We start from the raw sequence: 18,399 nt of genomic DNA, 5'->3' as shown, positions 1-18,399 counted from the left end.
CCGGGAGACCCCCACGGACGGGTGTCCGCCCCGGGCGAGGTGACCGGGTTCAGTCGCCGGAGACTGCGGACACCGGGCGCCAGGTGCCGTCCTCGAGCTCGTAGAGCACCCCGGCGTCCCCCCGGGAGTCGGGCAGGCCTGCCGGGGCGTCGTCCCAGACCACCAGGTACCGGGCGCCCACCTCGGACACGTCGGCGGCCACCTCCCGCGCCGCCTCCGCCGAGCCCGTCAGCCCCACGTAGGGCACGCCGCACAGGTAGGCGAGCAGGTTGCTGCGTCCCCACTCGTCCACCCCGGCCAGGGGGGCGTCCAGACCCTCCGGGCACGCACGCTCCGCGAGCGCCCACACGCCCCGGTCGCGGTCGGGTGGCTGGTGGAGGGCGAGGAACCAGAAGGCGGTGGCGAGCGCGACGACTGCCGACAGCGCCGCGCCGAGCACCCGGAGCGCCCGGGGTCGCCGCGCGCCCAGGGCCTGCAGCGCCACCGCGGCGGGCACCAGCAGGGCGAGCATGGAGAACCACAGGTACCGGTCGGTCACGATCAGCAGCATCATGCCGCCGGCGAGCACGCCCGCTGCGGCCGTGGACCCCAGTGCGACCCACGAGCCCGGTTCCCGCGGGCGGCGTGCCGCGAGCACCGTGCCGGCCAGGGCGAGCACGGTCTCGACCGGCCACTTGCGCACCAGCGTCTCGACCACGTACCCCGCCTGCTCGGCCACCCGCCCCAGCCGCTGGCCGATCCGTTCCCCCGATTCGGCAGGGGCGGCGTCGGCCGCCTCGTCCCCCGCCTCGTCCGCCGGCTCGTCGGTGCGGACCGGGGCGAGCGCCGACGGGTTCTGCCAGGGCGTATCGGGCGCCGCGGCCGTGGGCGCGCGGAGGCCGGGGGACTCCAGCGGGTTGCCCTCCACGCCCGGCTCGAGGTAGTTCGCGTTGAAGGAGGCCGCCGTGGTGATCGTCGGGTGCCCGGCCTGCACGCTGATGAGGGTGATCCACGGCGCTGCCAGCGCCAGCGCCACGGCCGCGGTCACGGCCGCCGTCCGCAGCGGGGCGGCGGTGCTCACCACGCCCGACGGCGGCACCACCGTCGTCGGGCGGCGGGACGCCCACAGCCGGACCACCGTGACCAGCACCAGGAAGGCGAGGACGAAGGGGAGCGCGACCGGCTTGGCGAGGTAGGCCAGCCCGCCCCAGAGCCCGGCCAGTGCGGCGCCCCGGACGGTCGACGCCGCGAGCAGGGCCCGGACGAACAGCAGCAGGAGGAGCGCCAGCAGGCCGTCGGGGAAGACGTCCCACAGCGCGATGACGACCAGGAAGGGCGCGACCAGGAGCTGCGCGATCTCCCTCGCGGGCGTCGTCGCGCCGGCCCGCCGGGCCAGGTCGCCGATCACCGCCACCAACCCCACCGAGACCAGGAGCAGGACGGCGCGCAGCGCGAAGGGGGCGGGCACGCCGAGCGCGGTGAGGGGCGCGGCCAGCGTCGGCAGCAGGATGCTCCAGTAGCCGGTGACGGCGTCGGACCACCGGCCGTCGGCGAGTGCCTCGGTCAGCGTCGCGTAGACGACGCCGTCGGGGTTGAGGCTGCTCCAGCTGCCGGGCAGCAGCACCGCCCAGCCCACCAGCAGGACGGCGTAGGGAGCCGCCTGCCAGGCGTTCCTGGACCGGGTCTGCTGCAGCACGGTCCGCAGTCTGGTGCACGCGCGGTGCCGGTGGACGGCCGGGAGGCGGAGATCACCCGGACCTCGACCCTGCTCCCGGCCGCGGGGTCGAGGTCAGGAAGCGGCCAGCCGGGCCAGCTGCTCGGGGCTCAGCTCCAGGTCGGCACCGGCGGCCGAGTCGGTGACGGACCCGGGACGGGAGGCGCCGGGGATGGGGAGGACGACCTCGGCCTGGGCCAGGTGCCAGGCCAGGGTGACCTGGTGGACCGAGACGCCCAGCTCGTCGGCGACGGCGGCGAACTCCGCGGCGGTGGAACCCAGCTCCTTGGCCGCCGAGACGCCGCCGAACGGGCTCCACGGTAGGAACGCCAGGCCGGTCGCCGCGCAGTGCGCCAGCTCCCCGGCCGAGGAGCGCCAGCCGGGGGAGAACTGGTTCTGCACGCTGACCAGCGCGTCACCGACGATCGCCCGGGCGGCGTCGATCTGCCCGACGTCGGCGTTGGAGATGCCGGCCATCCGCACCAGCCCGGCGTCCACCAGTTCCCGCAGCGCGCCCATCGACTCCTCCCACGGCGTGGCCGGGTCGGGGCGGTGGAACTGGTAGAGCCCGATCGCCTCGACGCCCAGCCGGCGCAGCGAGGCCTCGCAGGCCCGGCGGAGGTAGGACGGCGACCCGTCCAGCTCCCACTCGGTGCCGCGCCGGGTGTGCCCGCCCTTGGTGGCCACCAGCACGCCGTCCGGCGAGCCGGCCGAGCGCAGCGCGCGGGCGACCAGCTCCTCGTTGTGGCCGAACTCCGCCTCGTCCCGCGCGTAGGCGTCCGCGGTGTCGATCAGCGTCACCCCGGCGTCCAGCGCCGCGTGCACCACCGCCTCGGCCTCGGCCGGTGCCGGGCGGGGGTCCTTGGTCGACAGCGGCATGGCGCCCAGGCCGATCGCCCCCACCGTGACGGTGCCGACGCCGGCGTTGCCGATCGTGCGCTGCTGCATGGGGGTCTCCTGGAGGTCGAGGGTTGCCGGATCCGTCGTGCCCCGCGGGTAGCTTCGCAACCGTGACGTCGCTGTTCGACCCCGCTCCCGAGGAGGGGCCGCCGCCGGTCGACCCCGGGGCGCCGCTGGCCGTCCGGATGCGTCCGCGGTCGCTGGACGAGGTGGTCGGGCAGCAGCACCTGCTCGGTGCGCGCGCCCCGCTGCGCCGGCTGGTGGAGGCCGACGAGCCGATGTCGCTGGTGCTCTACGGCCCACCAGGCACCGGGAAGACGACGCTGGCGCACGTCATCTCGCTGGCCACCCAGCGCTCCTTCGTGCAGCTGTCGGCGCTGGACTCCGGGGTCAAGGAGGTGCGCGCGGTCATCGCCAACGCCAAGCGCGAGCTCACCCACGCCGGCCGGCGCACCGTGCTGTTCATCGACGAGGTGCACCGGTTCTCCAAGACCCAGCAGGACTCGCTGCTGTCCGCGGTCGAGGACCGGATCGTCAGCCTGATCGCCGCCACCACCGAGAACCCGTTCTTCTCCGTGGTCAGCCCGCTGCTCTCCCGCAGCCTGGTGCTGGCGTTGCAGTCACTGGACGACGAGGACGTGCGCACCGTGCTCCGCCGGGCGCTGACCAGCGAGCGCGGTCTGGACGGCGCGGTGACGCTGACCGCCGAGGCCGAGGAGCACCTGCTGCGGGTGGCCGGCGGTGACGCCCGCAAGGCGCTGACCGCCCTGGAGAGCGGCGCCGGTGCGGCCCGGGCGGCCGGTTCCGACGTGCTGGACCTGGCCACCCTGGAGACCGCCGTCGCCCAGGCCGCGGTGCGCTACGACCGGTCCGGTGACCAGCACTACGACATCGCCAGCGCGCTGATCAAGAGCATCCGGGGCAGCGACGTCGACGCCGCACTGCACTACCTGGCGCGGATGGTGGAGGCGGGGGAGGACCCGCGCTTCATCGCCCGCCGGCTGGTGATCTCGGCCAGCGAGGACATCGGCATGGCCGACCCGACCGCACTGCTCACCGCGGTCGCCGCCGCCGACGCGGTCGCCTTCATCGGCATGCCCGAAGGCCACTTCCCGCTGGCGCACGCCGTCGTCCACCTGGCCACCGCGCCCAAGTCCAACGCGATCACCACCGCGATGGGGGAGTCGGTCGCCGACGTCCGCGCCGGGCTGGCCGGGCCGGTGCCCGCCGGGCTGCGCGACGCGCACTACGCCGGGGCGAAGAAGCTCGGCCACGGGAAGACCTACGTCTACCCGCACGCGCACCCCGACGGCGTCGTCCCGCAGCAGTACCCGCCGGACGCGCTGGTGGGCAAGGACTACTACCGGCCGACCGGGCGCGGGGTCGAGGCCCAGATCGGCGCCCGGCTGGCCAAGCTCCGGGCGATCGTCCGCCGCCGCGGCTGAGTCGCGACGGTCGCCGTCGGCGAACGGCAGCGCCCGGTGTCGGTGCCGGCGGTTAGGGTTGCCCGACCGGTGGACCGTCACCGGCGACGTGCACGAGACGACGAAGGGGACCCTCGAGTGTCTGCAGGAGAGTGGGCCGGGCTGATCGCAGCCGGTGCCTTGGTGCTGCTGGTGGTCCTGGTGGCGGTGCCGCTGCTCAAGCTCGGGCGCACCCTGGACGAGACGACGCTGACCATCCGCCAGGTCCGGGAGCAGAGCCAGCCGATCCTGAGCCAGGCGTCGACGACGGTCACCCACGTCAACGCCAACCTCGAGCGGGTCGACGACATCACCGGCAACGCCGCGAACGTCTCCAGCAACGTCGCCGCGCTGACCAGCGTGTTCGCCGCCACCCTCGGCAGCCCGCTGATCAAGGTCGCCGCGTTCAGCTACGGCGTGCGCAGCGCGGCGAAGAAGAAGCGCGAGGGAGCTGCACTGGCGTCCGCGCAGCAGTCGGCCAAGGACGAGCGCCGCGCCCGTCGCGCCGCCCGGCGGGCCGCCTGATGCGCCGGCTGTTCTGGCTGACCATGGGCATCACCATCGGGGTGCTCGTCGTCCGCAAGCTGTCCCAGACCGCGGAGAAGCTGACCCCGCAGAGCATGGCCGGCAACCTCGCCGACGGTCTGCGCGACCTGGCCGACGCGATCGGTGACTTCGGTGCCGACGTCCGGGCCGCCGCCGCGGTCCGGGAGGACGAGCTGCGCGCAGGCACCGGGCTGGACGCACCGCTGCCCGACAACTCGCAGGTCGCGCTGCCGACCCGCCGCGGCGCGCACGCCGCGGACAGCTGAGCCATCACCTCCGGGCCTCGCTGAGCCCACCCCTCCGGGCACCGCTGAGCCCACCCCGCGCTGAAGGACCGAGAGCACCCGCATGCAGACCGCCGAGATCCGCCGCCGTTTCCTGGAGCACTTCGAGAAGCGCGGGCACACCGTCGTCCCCAGCGCCTCGCTGGTGTCGCCGGACCCCTCACTGCTGTTCACCGTCGCCGGGATGGTGCCGTTCATCCCGTACCTGACCGGTCGCGAGCCCGCGCCGTTCCCGCGGGCCACCAGCGTGCAGAAGTGCGTCCGCACCCTCGACATCGAGGAGGTGGGCAAGACCACCCGGCACGGCACGTTCTTCCAGATGAACGGCAACTTCTCCTTCGGCGACTACTTCAAGGCCGAGGCCATCCAGTTCGCCTGGGACCTGGTGACCGGCGCGGTCGCCGACGGCGGCCTGGGGCTGGACCCCGAGCGGATCTGGCCGACGGTGTACCTGGACGACGACGAGGCGTTCGACGCCTGGCGCGCCTACGTCCCGGCCGAGCGCATCCAGCGCCGCGGCAAGGACGACAACTACTGGTCCACCGGCGCGGCCGGCCCGGCGGGGCCCTGCTCGGAGATCCACTACGACCGCGGGCCGGCCTACGGCCCCGGCGGTGGTCCCGAGGCCGATCCCACCGGCGACCGGTATCTGGAGATCTGGAACCTGGTCTTCATGCAGTACGAGCGGGGGCCGGGGGAGGGCAAGGAGTTCCCGATCCTCGGCGACCTGCCGAAGAAGAACATCGACACCGGCATGGGCCTGGAGCGGGTGGCCTTCCTGCTCCAGGCCGTCGACAACATGTACGAGATCGACCAGGTGGCGCCGGTGCTGCACCGGGCGGCGGAGCTCGCCGGGGTGCGCTACGGCGCCGACCACGACGCCGACGTCCGGTTGCGGGTGGTCGCCGACCACGTGCGCAGCGGCCTGATGCTCATCGGCGACGGCGTGACCCCGGGCAACGAGGGGCGCGGCTACATCCTGCGCCGGCTGCTGCGCCGCGCCGTCCGCTCGATGAAGCTGCTCGGCGTCGACGAGGCCACCCTGCCGCAGCTGCTGCCGGTCTCCCGCGATGCGATGAGCCCCAGCTACCCCGAGCTGGCCACCGACTTCGCCCGCATCTCCGGGATCGCCTACGCCGAGGAGGAGGCGTTCCGGCGCACCCTCACCGCCGGGACGGCGTTGTTCGACACCGCGGTGGGCCAGGCGAAGGCGGCCGGCACCCCGGCGCTCTCCGGTCAGCAGGCGTTCTCGCTGCACGACACCTACGGCTTCCCGATCGACGTGACCCTGGAGATGGCCGCCGAGCAGGGCGTCAGCGTCGACGAGGAGGGCTTCCGGGCCCTGATGAAGGAGCAGCGGGACCGCGCCCGGGCCGACGCGCGCGCCAAGCGCACCGGCGCGGTCGACGTGCTGGCCTACCGGCGGCTGCTGGCCGAGCACGGGCCCACCGACTGGCGGGCCTACGACACGCTGCACACCGACTCCCGGGTCCTCGGCGTGGTCGACGAGGAGGACACCGACGGCGAGCCGGTCGTCGGTCCGGGGTCGGTCACCCGGGTCGTCCTGGACCGCACGCCGTTCTACGCCGAGTCCGGTGGTCAGGTCGCCGACGCCGGCGAGCTGACCTGGGACGGCGGCCGGGCCGAGGTCATCGACGTGCAGCGCCCGGTCAAGGGCCTGGTCGCCCACCAGGTGCGGGTGCTCGAGGGCGAGCTGCGCGCGGGCACCGAGCTCACCGCACAGGTCGACCGCGAGTGGCGGCTCTCGGCCTGCCAGGCGCACTCGGGCACGCACGTGCTGCACGCCGCGCTGCGCCAGGTGCTCGGCCCGCAGGCGCTGCAGTCCGGCTCCTACAACCGCCCCGGCTACCTGCGGCTGGACTTCGCCTGGCAGGGCGCGCTCTCGGCGCAGCAGCGGATCGACGTCGAGGACGTCGCCAACGCCGCCGTCCGCGCCGACCACGCGGTCCGGGCGCTGTACATGACGCTGCCCGAGGCGCGGGAGTTCGGCGCGCTGGCGCTGTTCGGGGAGACCTACGGCGAGCAGGTCCGGGTCGTGGAGATCGGCGGCGAGTGGTCCCGTGAGCTCTGCGGTGGCACGCACGTGCGGGGCAGTGCCCAGATCGGCACCCTGGCGCTGACCGGGGAGAGCTCGGTCGGTTCCGGCGCGCGCCGGGTCGAGGCCGCCGTGGGTCTGGAGGGCTTCCGCTACCTGGCCCGCGAGCGCGACCTGGTCCGGCAGCTGGCCGACCTGCTCAAGACGCCGCAGGACGGGTTGACCGACCGGGTCAGCGGCATGATCGCCCGGCTGCGGGACGCCGACCGTGAACTGGCCGACCTCCGTGCCCAGCACGCCGTGGCCGCCGCCGGTGACCTGGCGGCCGGCGCCCGCGAGGTGGGCGGGGTCGCGGTGGTCACCGCGTCGCCGTCCGGTCTCTCCGGGGGCGACCTCCGCAGCCTGGCGCTGGACGTCCGTGGCCGGCTCGGGGAGCGCCCGGCAGCGGTCGTGCTGGCGTCGGCCGCCGACGGCAAGGTCGCGCTGATCGCTGCGGTCAACCCGGCGGCGCAGCAGCGCGGGCTCTCGGCCAACGACCTGCTCAAGGCGGCTGCGCCCGCGGTCGGTGGGCGCGGCGGCGGCAAGCCGGACGTCGCCCAGGGCGGGGGCACCGACCCCGACGGCATCCCCGCTGCCCTGGCCGCGGCCGAGCAGGCCGTCGGCGCGGCCGGCGCATGACCGACGAGGCCCCCGGTCCCGGCACCGGCCCGGTCGGTGCACAGGTGACCCGCCCACCCGTGCCGCCGACCGGGCGCCCGGGCGGCGGGGCCGCTGACGGTGCGCACCGGACCGAGCGCGTGCCGTTCCCCCTCCCCGCGCCGACCCCGGTCGACGGACCGTCCGACGTGCCGGCCGGGCCGGGTCAGCCGGAGACTGGCGCCCTGGACCTGGGCGGCTACCCGCCCCGGGTGCCCGGTGCAGGAGCGCGCCGACCGGTGCGCCCGGGACCACCCCCGGACGAGGAGGCGAGCCGCAGCGATGACGAGTGATCCCGTCGCGGGTGCCGCAACGCAGGGGTGGACCCCCGGCCGACGGCTCGGCGTCGACGTCGGCACCGTGCGCGTCGGGGTCGCGCTCTCCGACGCCACCGGCACCCTGGCCAGCCCGCTCGTGACGCTGCGTCGCGCCAAGGACCAGAGCGACCTGAACCGCCTCGCTGAGCTGGTTGTGACAGAAGAGGTGGTGGAGGTGGTTGTGGGTTTGCCAACGCACCTGAACGGAGCGTCGGGCGCCTCGGCAAGAGATGCCAGTGCATACGCTCAAGCCCTGGCCAGTCGCATCGGGAGCGTCCCGGTGCACCTCGTCGACGAGAGGCTCTCCACCGTGACCGCAACGAGTCATCTGCGCGCAGGCGGCATCGATGCCCGCCGGCAGCGCGCGGTGATCGACCAGGCGGCTGCGGTGGTCATCCTGCAGAGTCACCTCGACGGGCGTTCGCGCACTGGCACTGACTCGAGGGGGCGCCACTCGTGACGGACCCGACCCAGCCGCGCCCGCGCGGCCGCCACGCACAGCCCGACGCCGACGGCACGGGCCGCTCCGCCGCCGACATGCTGGCCGCCTGGTCCAGCTCCGCCGTGGCGACGGACACCGCGGCGGACGCCACCCTGCGGCCGCGGCGTGGACGTCGCTCCGCCCCGGACACCGATGCCGCCGGCGTCCGGGTCCTGTCCCGTCCCGCGGTGGACGTCGCCGACGTCGGCATCACCGGGCTGGAGGCCACCGGCATCGCCAACGTCGGGCTGGCCGCCGCCGGCCTCGACGTGAGCGCGTTCGGCATCGACCGCCCGACCCACGGTGCCGCCTCGACCGGCCGAGGGCGCGTCGGTGACGACGGTGCCCGGCTCCGCGGCCCCGCCCTGCCCGCCGCACCGGCCGCCCGCGCGTGGGCCCCGCCGACCGCTGCGGCGCCGGCCACCGCCGAGATGCCCGCCGCACCGCCGGCCGTCCCGCTCCTGACCGGGGACGACCGCAGTCCCGGGGACAGACGGCTCGTGCCGCCGCCGCGCCCGGCCGTCGAGCCGACCATCGCCGACCGCGTCGTCGCCGACCGGTTCGCCGACACCGACACCGACCCGGGGTGGCTGTCCGCCCCGCAGCGAGCCGCGGCCGACGCGGCTCCCCAGGCAGCCGCGGGCAGCTCCCTGGCAGCCCTGTTCACCGACGTCCCGGGCACCTCCGCGCGCGACCGGGACGACGAGCCGGCCACCGAGGTGCACGGCGCGGCCCAGCCGTACGCCGAGCAGCGCGATCACCGGTACGGCGACGACCGGTACGCCGACGATCGGTACGCCGACGACCGGCACCACGACGACCGGTACGCCGACGACCGGCACCACGACGACAGGCACCACGACGACCGGCACCACGACGACCCGCACCACGACGACCCGCACCACGACGACCCGGGCCCGGCCACGGGTGCCGGGGTGTTCGACCAGACCGGCGGCCTCGAGGTCATCGGTGGTCACCCGGAGGACCAGCACCACGACGACCTCTACGACGACGCCCACCACGACGACGGTCACGGCGGCGACTCGGGTGGCGGCCGGGGACGTGGTGGCGGGGGCCGTGGCGGCGGGGGGCGTGGCGGCGGTCGGCGGTCCGGTGGCGGCCGCAAGCGCCGCGGCCCGATCACCGTCGCCATCTCCCTGCTGGTGCTGCTCGGCATCATCGGCGGGCTGGCCTTCGGTGGGCTCTACCTGTGGCGCACCATCAACCCGGTGGCCGAGGACTACTCCGGCACCGGCACCGGCGCCGTGGAGATCCGGGTCAACGACGGCGACTCGCTGCGCGCCATCGGCAACACGCTGGTGGAGGCCGACGTGATCGCCTCGGTGGAGCCCTTCGCCGACGCAGCGGCGGCCAACCCCGCCGCCACCGGCATCCAGCCGGGCGTCTACGGGCTCCGGTCGCAGATGTCCGGCCAGGCGGCGCTGGACCTGCTGCTGGACCCCGCCTCACGGATGGTCACCAAGGTGACGATCCCGGAGGGCCGGACGGTCGACCAGACGCTGCAGTTGCTGGCCGACAACGGCGGGCTGTCGCTGGAGGAGCTGCAGGCCGCGGCGGCCGACCCCGCCGCCCTGGGCCTCCCCGCCTACGCCAACGGCCTGCTGGAAGGGTTCCTCTTCCCGGCCACCTACGACGTCGAGCCGGGTCAGACCGCGGTCGACGTGCTCAGCCGGATGGTCGCGCGCACCGAGGAGGTGCTCACCGAGCTGCAGATCCCGGTGGAGAACCGGCTCAGCGTGCTCACCGAGGCCAGCCTCGTCCAGGCCGAGGCCGGGTCGATCGAGGACATGGGCAAGGTCGCCACGGTGCTCAACAACCGGCTGGCCGACGGCATGAAGCTGCAGCTGGACACCACGGTGAACTACGCCAACGACAAGGGCGGCATCACCACGACGGCCGAGGACCGCGCCAACCCCTCGCCGTACAACACCTACTACCACGTCGGGCTGCCGCCGGGGGCCATCAACAACCCCGGGGAGGAGGCGCTGCGTGCGGTGCAGTCCCCGACCCCGGGCGACTGGCGCTTCTTCGTGGTCGTCGACCCCGACACCGGGGAGACCCGCTTCGCCGCCACCGGGGCCGAGCACCAGCAGAACGTGCTGCTGTTCCAGCAGTGGCTGCGGGACAACCCGGGGAACTGAGATCACGAACGCAACCGGCTCACCGGCCGGCCGGAGGGCAGCAGTCCTCGGCCGGCCGGTGAGCCACTCGCTGTCCCCGGTGCTGCACCGGGCGGCCTACGCCGCCCTGGGCCTGACCGACTGGAGCTACGACGCGCTGGACGTCGGCGCCGAGGACCTCCCGGTGCTGCTCGCCGGCCTGGGCCCGGAGTGGCGCGGGTTCTCGGTCACCATGCCCAACAAGCGGGCCGCCGTGGCGGTCGCCGACGTCGTCGAGCCGCTGCCCGGGTTGCTGCGCGCCGCGAACACCCTGGTCCGCACGGACGACGGCGGCTGGCGGGCGGAGAACACCGACGTGGCCGGCGTGGGCACCGCGCTGCAGGCCGGCGGGGTCGACCAGCTCGAGCACGCGGCCGTCCTCGGGGCCGGCGGGACAGCGGCCGCTGCGGCGGTGGCGCTGGCCTCGCTCGGCGCCCGCCAGGTGGACCTCGTCGTCCGGGAGCCCGCGCGGGCGGGTGACGTCGTGCGGGTGCTGGACACCCTGGGCGTGGCCGTCGACGTGCAGCGCCTGGCGGCCGGTGGTGCGGTCGCCGCGCCGGTCGTGGTGAGCACCGTGCCGGCCGAGGGCCAGCCCGCGGTCGCCGAGCTGGCCTGGCGGCCCGGCCAGCTGGTGCTCGACGTGCTCTACGCCGGCTGGCCCACCCCGCTGGCCCGCCGCGTCGAGGAGGCCGGCGGTGACTCGATCAGCGGCCTCGAGGTGCTGTTCTGGCAGGCCACCGCCCAGGTCGAGCTGATGACCGGCCACCCTGCCCCGATCGCCGCCATGCGCGCCGCGCTGGACGCCTGACCCCGCTCCCGGTGACCGGCCTGCTCGTCGCCGTGGGCGCTGCCGCGGGCCTGCTGCTGGGCCCGTGGCTGGCCGCGGTCACGGTGCGACTGGCCGGCCGTGACCCGGCCGCCCGGCCCTCGACCACCCGGGTGGCCACCACTGCGCTGCTGGCCGGTGCCGTGCTGGCCGCTGCCCCGGCACTGACCGGTGCCCGGCCGGCCGCGCTGGCGTTCGCCTGGGTCGGCGCGGCGGCCGTCGTCCTGGCCGGGGTGGACCTGGCCGTGCACCGGCTGCCCGACCGGGTCACCGGACCGGCGGTGGGTGGCTGCGTCCTGGCCCTGCTGGCCGACGCCGTCGTCCTGGACAGCTGGGGTGCCCTGCTGCGCGCCGTCGCTGCGGCGGCTGCGGCGTACCTGCTGGGCACCGCCGTCCGGCTGGTACAGCCGTCGGGCCTCGGCGGTGGGGACGTGAAGCTGCTCGCGCTGCTCGGGCTGGTGCTCGGCTGGGTCGGCTGGGGGGTGCTGCTGGCCGGGGTCTTCGCCGGCCTGCTGATCGGCGCCCTCGGCTCGCTGCTGCTCATCGCCCTCGGGCGGGCGGGGTGGCGCACCGCGATCGCCTTCGGCCCGCCCCTGCTGCTCGGGGCCTGCGTGGCGCTGGCCCTCGTCGCTCCGCTGTAGCCGGCTGCCGCCCCTCCCGAGCACGCGAGGGATGTCGGGGGCACCTCCTAGACTCCCCGGCATGTTGCGTTGGCTGACCGCAGGCGAGTCGCACGGTCCGCAGCTGACCGCACTGCTGGAGGGGCTGCCCGCCGGGGTGCGGGTGCAGACCACCGACATCGACGGCCAGCTCGCCCGCCGCCGGCTCGGCCACGGCCGCAGCGCGCGGATGAGCTTCGAGGAGGACGTCGTCACCCTCACCGGCGGCGTCCGGCACGGGGTCACCCAGGGCGGGCCGATCGCCGTCCAGATCGGCAACACCGAGTGGCCGAAGTGGCAGAGCGTGATGTCCGCCGACCCGGTGGACCCCGAGGTGCTGGAGGGCCAGGCGCGCAACGCCCCGCTCACCCGGCCCCGGCCCGGGCACGCCGACCTCGCCGGCATGCAGAAGTACGGCTTCGACGACGTCCGGCCGGTGCTGGAGCGGGCCAGCGCCCGGGAGACCGCGGCGCGGGTCGCGCTCGGGACGGTCGCGAGGCAGTTCCTGCACCAGGTGCTCGGCGTCCAGGTGATCAGCCACGTGGTCGGCATCGGCCCGGTCTCCGTGCCCGACGGCGTGCTCCCGGGGCCGGAGGACAACCCGCAGCTGGACGAGGACCCGGTGCGCTGCGCCGACCCGGCCACCAGCGAGCGGATGGTCGCCGAGATCGACGACGCCCGGAAGTCCGGCGACACCCTCGGCGGGGTGATCGAGGTCGTCGTCCACGGGCTGCCGCCGGGCCTGGGCAGCCACGTGCACTGGGACCGGCGGCTGGACTCCCGGCTGGCCGGTGCGCTGATGGGCGTGCAGTCGGTCAAGGCCGTCGAGGTCGGGGACGGGCTGGAGACCGCCCGCCGGCGCGGCTCGGTCGCCCACGACGAGATCGACGTCGACGGCTCCGCAGACGGACGACGCAACCTCTCCCGGCGCACCGACCGGGCCGGCGGCATCGAGGGCGGCATGACCAACGGCGAGGTGCTCCGGGTCCGGGCCGCCATGAAGCCGATCAGCACCGTGCCCCGCGCGCTGGCCACCATCGACACCGCGACCGGCGAGGCCGCGGTCGCGATCAACCAGCGCAGCGACGCCTGCGCGGTGCCCCGCGGCAGCGTGGTGATGGAGGCGATGGTCGCCCTCGTCCTGGCCGACGCGGTGCTGGAGAAGTTCGGCGGCGACTCCGTGCCCGAGACCCGCCGGAACGTCCAGGGCTACCTCGACGCGCTGACCTACCGGTGACCGGCCCGTCGGTCGTCGTCGTCGGCCCACCGGCGTCGGGCAAGACGACGGTGGGGACGGCTGTGGCGGCCGCCCTGGGGCTGTCCTTCCGCGACACCGATGTCGACGTCGAAGCGGCGACGGGGGAGTCGATCGCCGACCTGTTCGTCCAGCACGGCGAGCCGCACTTCCGCGAGCTCGAGGAGCAGGCGGTCGCCCGGGCGCTCGCCGAGCACCACGGCGTGCTGGCCCTCGGCGGTGGCGCGGTCACCAGCGCGGCCACCCGCGCGCTGCTGGTCGCCCACGGCCGTACCGGGAGCGCGGTGGTCTGGCTGGACGTCGACGTGTCCTCGGCCGCCAAGCGGGTGGGCCTCTCCCGGGACCGGCCGCTGCTGGCGGTCAACCCGCGCGCCATGCTGCGCACCATGCTGGAGGCCCGCGCCCCGCTCTACGCGGAGGTGGCCACGCTGACCGTCGCCACCGGGGGGCGGTCCGTCGACGAGGTAGTGGCCGACGTGCTGGCCGCCGTCGGGCAGGAGGCCCCGTGAACGCCGACGTCCACCGGATCACCGTCGCCGGGGACCGCCCCTACGACGTGCTCATCGGCCCGGGCGTGCAGTCCCAGCTGGGGCTGGTGCTCGACGGGACCGCCCGGGCCGCAGTGGTGCACAGCCGCTCGCTGGCCGCCGCCGCGGGTGCCGCGGTGGAGACGTTGCAGCAGGCCGGGATCGCCGCCGAGGCGGTGGTCGTCCCCGACGGCGAGGCGGCCAAGACCGCCGAGGTCGCCGCCGGCGCCTGGGAGGAGTTCGGCCGGCTGGGGCTCACCCGCTCCGACGCCGTCGTCGGCGTTGGCGGGGGAGCGATCACCGACCTGGCCGGCTTCCTCGCCGCCACCTGGACCCGCGGCATCCGCGTCGTGCAGGTGCCGACCAGCCTGCTGGCCATGGTCGACGCCGCCGTCGGGGGCAAGACCGGGATCAACACCGCCGCGGGCAAGAACCTGGTCGGCGCCTTCCACCCGCCGGCCGCGGTGCTCGCCGACACCGACGCCCTGGCCGGGCTGCCCGAGGCGGAGTTCCGCGCCGGCCTGGCCGAGGTGGTCAAGTGCGGGCTCATCGCCGACGACCGCATCTTGGAGCTGCTGGCAGCCGACCCGACCGGCCGGCGCGACACGGCCGAGCTGATCGCCCGCGCCGTCCAGGTCAAGGCCGACGCCGTGGGGGAGGACCTCTACGACACCGGCCGCCGGGAGTTCCTCAACTACGGCCACACGCTCGGGCACGCCATCGAGCGGGTCGAGGACTTCGGCTGGCGGCACGGCGAGGCCGTCGCGGTCGGGCTGGTGTTCGCCGCCGAGCTCGCCGCCCAGGCCGGCCGGCTGTCCCGCGCCGACGCCGACCGGCACCGCGACCTGATCGCCGCGATGGGCCTGCCGACCAGCTACCGCGGCGACTGGCCGCAGCTGCAGTCGGTGATGCGGCTGGACAAGAAGGCCCGCGGCGCCTCGCTGCGCTTCGTCGTCCTCGACGGGCTGAGCAACCCGGGGCGTCGCGCCCCGACGATCCTGACCGACCCCGACCAGGCCTGGCTCGACGCCGCCTGGGCCGCCGTGTCGCAAGCCCACGTGTCCTCGGCCCACCCCGCCGCCCCACCGAACGAGGAGAACAGATGACCGTCCAGGTGCTCAACGGCGCCAACCTCGGCCGGCTCGGCACCCGCGAGCCCGAGGTCTACGGCTCCACCACGCACGCCGAGCTGGTCGAGCTGATCGGTGCGGCCGCCCGCGAGCTGGGCCTGGACGTGGTCGTCCGGCAGACCGACTCCGAGGCCGAGCTGCTCGGCTGGGTGCACGCCGCGACCGACACCGGGGACGCCGTGGTGATCAACCCCGGCGGCTGGTCGCACACCTCGGTGGTGCTGCGCGACGCGCTCGCCGCGGTGACCGCGCCGGTGGTCGAGGTGCACATCAGCAACGTGCACGCCCGCGAGGCCTTCCGGCACCACTCCTACGTCTCCGCCGTCGCCGACGGCACGATCGTCGGACTCGGGGTCACCGGCTACGAGCTGGCGCTGCGCTGGCTGGCCGGCAAGGGCGTCCGATGACCCGGGACACCTCGCGCGAGGCCGCCCGGCGGGAGCGGCTGCGCCAGGTCGCGGCCGCGAACGGCCTGGACGCCGTCCTGGTCACCAACCTGCTCAACGTGCGCTACCTGACCGGCTTCACCGGCTCCAACGGCGGGCTGCTGCTGCGCACCGACGGTCGCGACCTGTTCGGCACCGACGGCCGGTACACCACGCAGGCGGCGAGCCAGGTCCCCGACGTCGAGGTGCTGGTGGACCGCGGCACGATGCCGGCGCTGGCCCGGGCCGCGCTGGCCGGTGGGGCGACCCGGCTGGGCTTCGAGTCCCACGTCGTGACCGTCGACGAGCTGCGCGGCCTGGAGCGGCTGATCGGCGAGGGCGGCTCCGCCGTCGAGCTGGTCAGCGTCCGCCGGACGGTCGAGACGCTGCGCGCGATCAAGGACGACGGCGAGGTCGAGGCCCTGCGCCGGGCCTGCGCGGTCGCCGACCAGGCGCTGGCCGAGCTCGCCGCCGAGGGGGCGCTGCGACCGGGGCGCACCGAGCTGCAGGTGGGCCGCGAGCTCGACGCCCGGATGCTCGCCCTCGGCGCGGAGGCACCCAGCTTCGAGACGATCGTGGCCGCCGGCGCCAACTCGGCGATCCCGCACCACCGACCCGACGGCACCGAGCTGCGCGAGGGCGACTTCCTCAAGCTCGACTTCGGCGCCACCGTCGACGGCTACCACTCCGACATGACCCGCACCCTGGTGCTCGGCCACGCCGCGGACTGGCAGCGCGAGGTCTACCAGCTGGTCCAGGAGTCCCAGGCCGCCGGCCGGGCGGCCCTCGCCGTCGGCGCGGACGTCACCGCGGTCGATGCCGCCTCCCGCGACGTCATCGTCGCCGCGGGCCACGGCGAGCACTTCACCCACGGCCTCGGGCACGGGGTCGGGCTGGAGATCCACGAGGCTCCGGCCATCTCGGCCCTGGGCGCAGGTACCCTGGCCGCTGGCATGGCCGTCACCGTGGAGCCCGGGGTGTACCTGCCCGGCCACGGCGGTGTCCGGATCGAGGACACCCTGATCGTCACGGACGACGAGCCCGAGTTGTTGACCCTCACGAGCAAGGAACTGCTGGTCCTCTAGATGGCTACCACCAACGACCTCAAGAACGGCATCGTCCTCAACCTCGACGGTCAGCTCTGGACCGTCACCGACTTCCAGCACGTGAAGCCGGGCAAGGGCGGGGCGTTCGTCCGTACCACCCTGAAGAACGTGCTCTCGGGCAAGGTCGTCGACCGCACCTTCAACGCCGGCACCAAGGTCGAGACGGCGACGGTCGACAAGCGTTCGATGACCTACCTGTACAAGGAGGGCACCGACTTCGTCTTCATGGACGGCGACACCTTCGAGCAGATCTACGTGCCCGAGGTGACCGTCGGCGGCGGCGCGGACTACCTGCTGGACAACACCGAGGTCATCGTGGCGGTGCACGACGGCACCCCGCTGTACGTCGAGCTGCCGGTGACCATGGAGCTCGTGGTGTCGCACACCGACCCGGGACTGCAGGGCGACCGCTCCACCGGTGGCACGAAGCCGGCGACGCTGGAGACCGGCGCGGAGATCCAGGTCCCGCTGTTCATCACCACCGGCGAGAAGCTGAAGGTCGACACCCGCGACGGCCGCTACCTCGGCCGGGTCAGCTGATGCTGCACACGCCCACCCGGCCCACCCGCTAGTGGCCGCCCGTTCCAAGGCACGCAAGCGCGCGGTCGACGTCCTCTACGAGGCCGACCTGCGGGGCGACGACCCGGTCGCGGTGCTGCGTGACCGCGTCGCCGACGGCAACCCGCCGGTCCCCGAGCACGCCGTCCGGCTGGTCGAGGGGGCGGTCGAGGAGCGTGCCCGGATCGACGAGCTGATCGAGGCCCACGCCTCCGGCTGGTCGCTGGACCGGCTGCCCGACGTGGACCGCGCGATCCTGCGGATGGCGGTCTACGAGCTGCTGTGGGTCGACGACGTGCCCGACGCGGTCGTCATCGACGAGGCGGTGGAGCTGGCCAAGGCGCTGTCCACCGACGACTCCCCGGCCTACGTCAACGGCGTCCTCGGCGGCATCGTCCGCGCCGAGATCCCCACCTGACGTCCCAGCGCTGAACGCGGACGGCCCACTCTGCCCCGCAGAGTGGGCCGTTCGCGTTCAACCTGTCGTCGCCCACGGCCCGCCCGGTCCTGCGGTCTCGGAGGCATCGGCCGGTGGGAGGGCACGAGCTCGCAGATCTCGGGTGCGCCGCGACGCGCAGAGGCCCCATCCGCTGAGCGGGTGGGGCCTCGTGTGCGTCGGTCAGGTCAGCGCGGAGTGCGGCGGCGGTCGCCGCCCCAGGACGGCTCGTCGTCGTCCTCGGTGGCGTAGCCGACGCCGTCGGCGCCGGGGGAGAGCACGCCCCACTCGATGAGCCGGGTGGTCAGCTCGTCGGGGCTCATGTCGTAGATGATCGCCAGCGACTTGAGGTCCTCGGCGCGGATCGAGAGCACCTTGCCGTTGTAGTCGTGCCGCTGGGCCTGGATGGTCGAGGCGTAGCGGGCCAGCGGGCCGGCCTCGTCGGCGGGCAGCGAGCCCAGCGACTCCAGGTTGAGCACGATCTTGGTGCTCTTGGTGACCGCGGAGCTGGGCCGCGGGTCGGGCAGCAGCTCGGAGACCGGGACGCCGTAGAAGACGGCCAGCTCGGACAGCCGCTGCACGGTGACCGCGCGGTCGCCGCGCTCGTAGGAGCCGACGACGACGGCCTTCCACCGGCCGTGGGACTTGTCCTCCACGCCCTGCAACGACAGCCCTTGCTGGTTGCGGATGGCCCGCAGGCGGGCGCCCAGCGCCCTGGAGTAGTCGGTGCTCATGACCTCTGCTCACTGACTGTCGTCGTAATGGGACCGTGCTGGTCACGCAGAGTACTTGGCTTCTGAGACGGGCGACAGTCAGGAGCCCCCTTCGGGTCAGATCTCCCGCCGGAGGCCGCGGCGGCGG

The 18,399-nt window shown here is 74.7% G+C and carries 18 protein-coding genes; 15 read left to right on the top strand and 3 right to left on the bottom strand.

Going from position 1 to position 18,399, the window contains the following annotated elements:
- Positions 1–49: 49 nt before the first annotated feature.
- Both Q1A09_RS17730 and Q1A09_RS17725 read right to left on the bottom strand, forming a co-directional pair.
- Positions 50–1,675, bottom strand: a complete 1,626-nt coding sequence (locus tag Q1A09_RS17730; protein WP_299957883.1) for a hypothetical protein — start codon at positions 1,673–1,675, stop codon at positions 50–52.
- A gap of 93 nt (positions 1,676–1,768) precedes the next feature.
- Positions 1,769–2,641 carry an aldo/keto reductase gene (locus Q1A09_RS17725; RefSeq protein ID WP_299957882.1) on the bottom strand — a complete coding sequence of 291 codons (873 nt, stop codon included), beginning with the start codon at positions 2,639–2,641 and terminating at the stop codon, positions 1,769–1,771.
- Positions 2,642–2,703: 62 nt separating this feature from the next.
- On the opposite strand from Q1A09_RS17725, the gene Q1A09_RS17720 reads away from it, so the two are divergent.
- From Q1A09_RS17720 to nusB, 15 genes are all read left to right on the top strand, one after another.
- Entirely contained in the window at positions 2,704–4,038 is a 1,335-nt protein-coding gene (locus tag Q1A09_RS17720) for a replication-associated recombination protein A (protein WP_299957880.1), read from the top strand.
- A gap of 117 nt (positions 4,039–4,155) precedes the next feature.
- Complete coding sequence (locus Q1A09_RS17715; RefSeq protein WP_299957877.1) at positions 4,156–4,581, top strand: DUF948 domain-containing protein; 426 nt, start codon at positions 4,156–4,158, stop codon at positions 4,579–4,581.
- Positions 4,581–4,868, top strand: a complete 288-nt coding sequence (locus Q1A09_RS17710) for a hypothetical protein (protein WP_299957874.1) — start codon at positions 4,581–4,583, stop codon at positions 4,866–4,868. The genes Q1A09_RS17715 and Q1A09_RS17710 overlap by 1 nt, the downstream gene beginning before the upstream one ends.
- Before the next feature lie 82 nt (positions 4,869–4,950).
- Positions 4,951–7,620, top strand: coding sequence for an alanine--tRNA ligase (alaS, locus tag Q1A09_RS17705; protein WP_299957871.1), 2,670 nt, complete (start codon positions 4,951–4,953; stop codon positions 7,618–7,620).
- Positions 7,621–7,920: 300 nt separating this feature from the next.
- The gene (gene ruvX / locus Q1A09_RS17700; protein ID WP_299957868.1) at positions 7,921–8,415 is read left to right on the top strand and encodes a Holliday junction resolvase RuvX; all 495 of its coding nucleotides are present in this window, start codon (positions 7,921–7,923) and stop codon (positions 8,413–8,415) included.
- Positions 8,412–10,598, top strand: a complete 2,187-nt coding sequence (gene mltG, locus Q1A09_RS17695) for an endolytic transglycosylase MltG (RefSeq protein WP_299957865.1) — start codon at positions 8,412–8,414, stop codon at positions 10,596–10,598. The genes ruvX and mltG overlap by 4 nt, the downstream gene beginning before the upstream one ends.
- 1 nt (position 10,599) lies before the next feature.
- Positions 10,600–11,424, top strand: coding sequence for a shikimate dehydrogenase (locus Q1A09_RS17690; RefSeq protein WP_299957982.1), 825 nt, complete (start codon positions 10,600–10,602; stop codon positions 11,422–11,424).
- A gap of 11 nt (positions 11,425–11,435) precedes the next feature.
- Positions 11,436–12,083: an A24 family peptidase gene (locus Q1A09_RS17685; protein ID WP_299957863.1), complete on the top strand. Its 648-nt coding sequence runs from the start codon at positions 11,436–11,438 to the stop codon at positions 12,081–12,083.
- A 61-nt stretch (positions 12,084–12,144) separates the two neighbouring features.
- Positions 12,145–13,338, top strand: coding sequence for a chorismate synthase (aroC, locus tag Q1A09_RS17680; protein WP_299957860.1), 1,194 nt, complete (start codon positions 12,145–12,147; stop codon positions 13,336–13,338).
- Positions 13,335–13,865: a shikimate kinase gene (locus Q1A09_RS17675; RefSeq protein WP_299957857.1), complete on the top strand. Its 531-nt coding sequence runs from the start codon at positions 13,335–13,337 to the stop codon at positions 13,863–13,865. Before aroC ends, Q1A09_RS17675 begins: the two co-directional genes overlap by 4 nt.
- Complete coding sequence (gene aroB / locus Q1A09_RS17670) at positions 13,862–14,989, top strand: 3-dehydroquinate synthase (RefSeq protein ID WP_299957854.1); 1,128 nt, start codon at positions 13,862–13,864, stop codon at positions 14,987–14,989. The genes Q1A09_RS17675 and aroB overlap by 4 nt, the downstream gene beginning before the upstream one ends.
- A complete protein-coding gene (gene aroQ / locus Q1A09_RS17665; protein ID WP_299957851.1) occupies positions 14,986–15,420 on the top strand; it encodes a type II 3-dehydroquinate dehydratase in 435 nt (144 codons plus the stop codon). Before aroB ends, aroQ begins: the two co-directional genes overlap by 4 nt.
- The gene (locus Q1A09_RS17660) at positions 15,417–16,523 is read left to right on the top strand and encodes a Xaa-Pro peptidase family protein (RefSeq protein WP_299957848.1); all 1,107 of its coding nucleotides are present in this window, start codon (positions 15,417–15,419) and stop codon (positions 16,521–16,523) included. The genes aroQ and Q1A09_RS17660 overlap by 4 nt, the downstream gene beginning before the upstream one ends.
- The gene (efp, locus tag Q1A09_RS17655) at positions 16,524–17,084 is read left to right on the top strand and encodes an elongation factor P (RefSeq protein ID WP_222193658.1); all 561 of its coding nucleotides are present in this window, start codon (positions 16,524–16,526) and stop codon (positions 17,082–17,084) included.
- A 31-nt stretch (positions 17,085–17,115) separates the two neighbouring features.
- Complete coding sequence (nusB, locus tag Q1A09_RS17650) at positions 17,116–17,520, top strand: transcription antitermination factor NusB (protein WP_299957844.1); 405 nt, start codon at positions 17,116–17,118, stop codon at positions 17,518–17,520.
- Positions 17,521–17,726: 206 nt separating this feature from the next.
- Here nusB and Q1A09_RS17645 read toward each other — a convergent pair whose 3' ends face one another.
- Positions 17,727–18,272 (bottom strand): transcriptional regulator, encoded by a 546-nt coding sequence (locus tag Q1A09_RS17645; RefSeq protein ID WP_299957842.1) that lies wholly within the window; start codon positions 18,270–18,272, stop codon positions 17,727–17,729.
- Positions 18,273–18,399 lie beyond the last annotated feature (127 nt).

It is taken from the genome of uncultured Modestobacter sp. (genome assembly GCF_947486615.1).
Classification (GTDB): domain Bacteria; phylum Actinomycetota; class Actinomycetes; order Mycobacteriales; family Geodermatophilaceae; genus Modestobacter.
This window is presented reverse-complemented; position numbering and strand designations above follow the sequence as displayed.